Genomic DNA, 4,568 nt, shown 5'->3' with positions numbered 1-4,568 from the left:
CCCCTTGCCCCCTGCCCCCTATTGCCCTAGTTCACTAATATTATTCATCACTTGTTGATACAAGTCACGGTTATTTTGGTTGTCAAAAATGCTGGCTGCTTGTCGTAAATCTTGCAGGGCCCCTTGTCTGTCTCCTTGGGCGGCGCGGGCATTTCCTCGGTTGTTGTAGGCAGGCCCAAAGTTAGAATTGAGACGTATGGCTTGATTGTAATCGGCGATCGCACCTTCTCTGTCTCCTTGAGCAGCGCGGGCATTTCCTCGGTTGTTGTAGGCGATGGCGTATCGAGAATCGAGGCGAATGGCTTGATTGAAATCATCTAGCGCCCCGTTAATATCTCCTTGGGTAACACGGGCATTTCCCCGATTATTGTAGGCTTCGGCATAATTGGGCGAGATGCGAATAGCTTCGTTATAGTCGGCGATCGCTCGCTGGTGATCTCCTAGTGAAGCGAGTGCATTACCCCGACTGTTGTAGGCTTCCGCGTCATCGGCAGCCAGACTAATGGCTTGATTATAATCGGCGATCGCCCGTTGCTTATCGCCTTGATCAAAATAAGCTAGTCCCCGGCCTTTATAAGCTGCGCTATATTCTGGATCTACTTCCAGTGCTTGGTTGTAGGATGCGATCGCCCCTTGTAAGTCGCCTCTTACGTGCTGATTCTTTCCTTGAACATAAAGATTACCACCTTGAGATGTTTGCACTACACGACGGTTAGGAGGACTCACTCCTATTTCTGTTACCAATACATCTTCATTTCGATTGCAGGAAATGCTAGTAATGGCACTCAATGCCGTAACCATAACTATGGTCAATATTTTTTTAAGTTTCACCTGCTCTTGCCCAAATAACCGCAATTTCATAAGTTACCCTAAACCGTCAAACAATTTCAGACTTTTGCATGAAAGTTAGCACCAAGTTCAAATAAAAATTATTTCTAAATTTTTATATTTGTGTCAAATCAACTGATATCCTAAACCCATATAGCAAGACAGTTGAGTGAAATTCAAATCACATATACTCTAGGTTTAACTCACTGTTAACTGCTTGATCAGGCATTAAGTATAAAAACTTTTATTCTAGATAATTTATTTATTTGTTATGTGAATTAAATTCTAGACAATCAGCATAAAATTTTATGTTTTTGCGTATACTTTATCAATATTTTATTTTGTATCCTAAATTTTAATTATTCTTAGATTTTTGCCTAAAGATAAAAAATAACAGGGCAATACTTACAGCAGATTTCGTAGCAATGAGGGATACAATGGAGGGAAAGACGCCCACCCTACAAGATTTAAAATATACAAGTCTGTACCTCCTTTAGTTGCAAAGCGCTGTATAAATATAGTTTTAAATAACTATTTCCCCACTCCCTACTCCCTACTCCCTACTCCCCACCTCCACTTTCCTGAGTTTTAGGAGTTAGTCGCCAAGATGTACTTTTGTCAATATCTAAAGAGAGTTCTTCGAGGTTTTTACCTAAGTCTTTTTGAAGTTTCTGAGTCAGTGTGACAGAAAAATCTAAACTTACGTCCTGATTTTGTACTAGCCTAACTAGTTCTGTAAATGCAACTTTTACAGTCTGACGCTCATAACTAGAAAGTTTGCAAAATGATGTTTCCGATACATTTTGAACCTGCATCGCTTTTTTTAAACGTTCTTGTAAATGTTCAAATTCTGAATTTAATAACTTCGATTTCTCTTCAAGTTCTGTATATCTGGCACTGATTGCTGTTAGATCTTCCGTTGCGGGGTCTGGATTACTGGCTACTTGTAATTCTAATAACTGTAAATGTACTTGGGCAAGATAAATACAGTCTAAGTAAGCATATTCTATTTGCCCTTCAGTTAGGGGCCTTTTTCCCCAATCACTACCTTGTTCCTGTTTATCAATATAATTAAATCTGCACAGTGCAGTAGCTAAAGTCTTAAGTTGGTAATTAGGTAAGGGTAAAAGATAATAAGGAATTGTTTTAGCTAATTCTAAAGTACAAGTAATATTTTTAGCGCGCTTGTTACCCAGAAATTTGACATCATAACTGGCATTGTGAAATACTTTGGTAATTGCCGGATTAATCATGATTTGCTCAATAAATTCATCCACCACATCAGATTGATTGAGGACATCTAAAAGAAACACGCGATCGCCACTCATATCTGTAGGATCGTCTAATACCTGAATCAGTGATAATTTCGGATTGCGACTTTTATAGTCAGCGACTTCTGTATCAATCCACAGGGTTTTGGTTTGAGTATATTTAGCTACTATGGCACGAATATTACCAGCAGAAGTTAAGTATGGCATTAGCAAATTTTTCCTGATATTTGAGTATGATTAAGTCAGTCACAGTTTTCTAAATTAACATTTAGATGGTGACCATGTTGGTATAAGTTTGCAGGATCACCACAAGATTGCGAAACATCTATAGTAGATGCTTCTTGGAGGTTTGAAATGAAAACTGATTACCTAATAGTCGGCAGTGGCTTGTCGGCATTAGTCTTTGGCTCTCTGATGGCAAAATCCGGTAAGAAAGTTCAAATCCTAGAAGCTCATGAGCATCCGGGAGGGTTTGGCCACACGTTCACAATGGCAAAAAAATATAAGTTCAATGCCCAACTACATTATGTTTGGGATTGTGGCGAAGGACATACTGTCAATCGTGTCCTGAAAAAACTGGAACTAGATAAAGAAGTAACATTTACTCGGTATGATCCTGACGGTTTTGATCATATGAGAATGCCAGGCTACTCATTAGATATCCCCTCAGAATCCTCAGAGCTAATTCGGCGGCTATCTCATCTATTTCCTCAGGATGATGACCAGATTCGGAGATTTATCCTAGAAGTACAAAAGACTAGTGAGGGTATCAAGAAATTATCCCCCCCAATTATTCCTACTGAATTATTCCCAAATATTGATGAAGTATTCTGTGCCATCAGGTATCTCAATAGTACACTTCAGGATGTTTTCGACAAATTCAAACTACCGCAAGAGGCACAAACTCTATTAGCACTGCAATGGCTTGATTTCTTATTACCCCCAAATCAACTTTCTTTTTACGCTTGGGTAATTTTGTTTACTGGATATCAACAAGGGGCGTTTTATCCCACACAGCATTTTGAGCATGTAATTAATTCATTAATCAAGGTGATTGAAGAAAATGGCGGCGAAGTGCTGCTGAATTTAGAAGTCACTAATTTTCAAATCACAAACAAAAGTGTCACAGGAGTTCAGGCAATTGATCGCATCACACATCAAAGCCGTGAATTTTCTGGAGAAACGATTATCTGTAATATAGACCCTCAAAAAGCTGCCCAAATAATAGGAGTAAAAAACTTTTCAAAAAAGGTACGCCAAAAGCTCAATTATGAATATTCTCCTTCTAACTTTATGGCTTACTGTGTTGTCAAAGATATTGATTTGCGAGACTATGGATTTGGAAAATGGAATGTCTTTCACAGTGGTCATAGAGACTTAAATCAAGCTTTTTATCAAATGTATGAACAGCATGACTTTTCCAATCCCAGTTTTGCCATCACAACCCCCTCTTTAATGACAGAAACCCAGCCAGACTGTCCAGAAGATTGTCAAATCATCGAATTTTTGACAGTTGCTAATTATGATTACTTTAAACAGCTTAAAGATACCGATGACAAGGCTTATAGACACAAAAAAGACGAAATACTTGATTCCATCCTCAATGTAGTTGAAACACACTATATTCCCCATATTCAGAAACACTTAGTCTTTAAAATCACAGGCAGTCCCACAACGAATGAAAGATATTGTTGGTGTCCCAAAGGAAACTCCTATGCTTCTAATCTTACACCTCACAATATGGGCATTGGGAGACTTAATTACCAGACATCTTTACGTAACTTTTACTTTTGTAATGCCTCATCTGGCTATCCAGGTTTTGCACCTACATTTTGGACTGGAGCGATTTTATATCAAAGATTGTCTGGAGATAAAATCTTGTCAAAATCTTAATGTACTCAGTAGGAAGCTACTAAAAAATCAATATTTTTAGCTTATTCTTTATTTTGGTATTTTACCCTTCAAAAACGCTATATACCAAGTATTTTACTGGTTTCTAACTAAAATTTATTTACTCTATCCTGCAATTACCGATTATTTGTCAAATTATCCCATTAGTTTGGTGATGAGATATGAAAATAGCAATTATTGGGGGCGGAGCCAGTGGTATAGTAACGGCATATTTGCTGGATAAGCATGGTCATGAAGTCACCATTTTAGAAAAACAATCTGTTTTAGGTGGACATATTCGGACATTAAATAAAAACGTCAAACCTAATCAATCTGACTGTGACCAGTATTTAGAAAGTGGCGTACTAGAATTTCCTTCTAAATTTCACAACTTCATCAAATTGATGCAAGATCTAGAGGTTGAATTAGAAACAGTTCATCTTGGCTCAGAATTGTTCTTACAGGATGGGCGTCACTTCTTATCAGCGTTGATGATTCAAAAAAATTTTACAGGATTACAGCGTTTACAGCACTTCCGTCTGTAATGAGGTACACTAGATCAAAATATAAATATTTTTA

The 4,568-nt window shown here is 37.8% G+C and carries 3 protein-coding genes and 1 pseudogene; 2 read left to right on the top strand and 2 right to left on the bottom strand.

Annotated features, from left to right (window positions below):
• Window positions 1-18 precede the first annotated feature (18 nt).
• The gene (locus ACM0OS_RS28425; RefSeq protein WP_414546526.1) at window positions 19-861 is read right to left on the bottom strand and encodes a tetratricopeptide repeat protein; all 843 of its coding nucleotides are present in this window, start codon (window positions 859-861) and stop codon (window positions 19-21) included.
• A gap of 527 nt (window positions 862-1,388) precedes the next feature.
• Complete coding sequence (locus tag ACM0OS_RS28420) at window positions 1,389-2,306, bottom strand: ribonuclease D (RefSeq protein WP_414546525.1); 918 nt, start codon at window positions 2,304-2,306, stop codon at window positions 1,389-1,391.
• 147 nt (window positions 2,307-2,453) lie between these two features.
• On the opposite strand from ACM0OS_RS28420, the gene ACM0OS_RS28415 reads away from it, so the two are divergent.
• Window positions 2,454-3,992, top strand: coding sequence for a phytoene desaturase family protein (locus tag ACM0OS_RS28415; RefSeq protein WP_414546524.1), 1,539 nt, complete (start codon window positions 2,454-2,456; stop codon window positions 3,990-3,992).
• Between the two features lie 179 nt (window positions 3,993-4,171).
• Window positions 4,172-4,516, top strand: a pseudogene (locus ACM0OS_RS28410) (FAD-dependent oxidoreductase); the annotation flags it as partial.
• Window positions 4,517-4,568: the final 52 nt, after the last annotated feature.

Origin of the sequence: Nostoc sp. CCY0012, assembly GCF_963920855.1 — a bacterium.
Taxonomy (GTDB): Bacteria; Cyanobacteriota; Cyanobacteriia; order Cyanobacteriales; family Nostocaceae; genus Cyanocohniella.
Note: the sequence above shows the minus strand (reverse complement) of the source record. Positions and strands in the feature narration are given on the sequence as shown.

Excerpts from the sequence above, each read along its gene's own strand:
- ACM0OS_RS28415 (WP_414546524.1), top strand. The coding sequence starts at position 2,454 with ATGAAAACTGATTACCTAATAGTCGGCAGTGGCTTGTCGGCATTAGTC.
- ACM0OS_RS28425 (WP_414546526.1), bottom strand. The coding sequence starts at position 861 with ATGAAATTGCGGTTATTTGGGCAAGAGCAGGTGAAACTTAAAAAAATA.
- ACM0OS_RS28420 (WP_414546525.1), bottom strand. The coding sequence starts at position 2,306 with ATGCCATACTTAACTTCTGCTGGTAATATTCGTGCCATAGTAGCTAAA.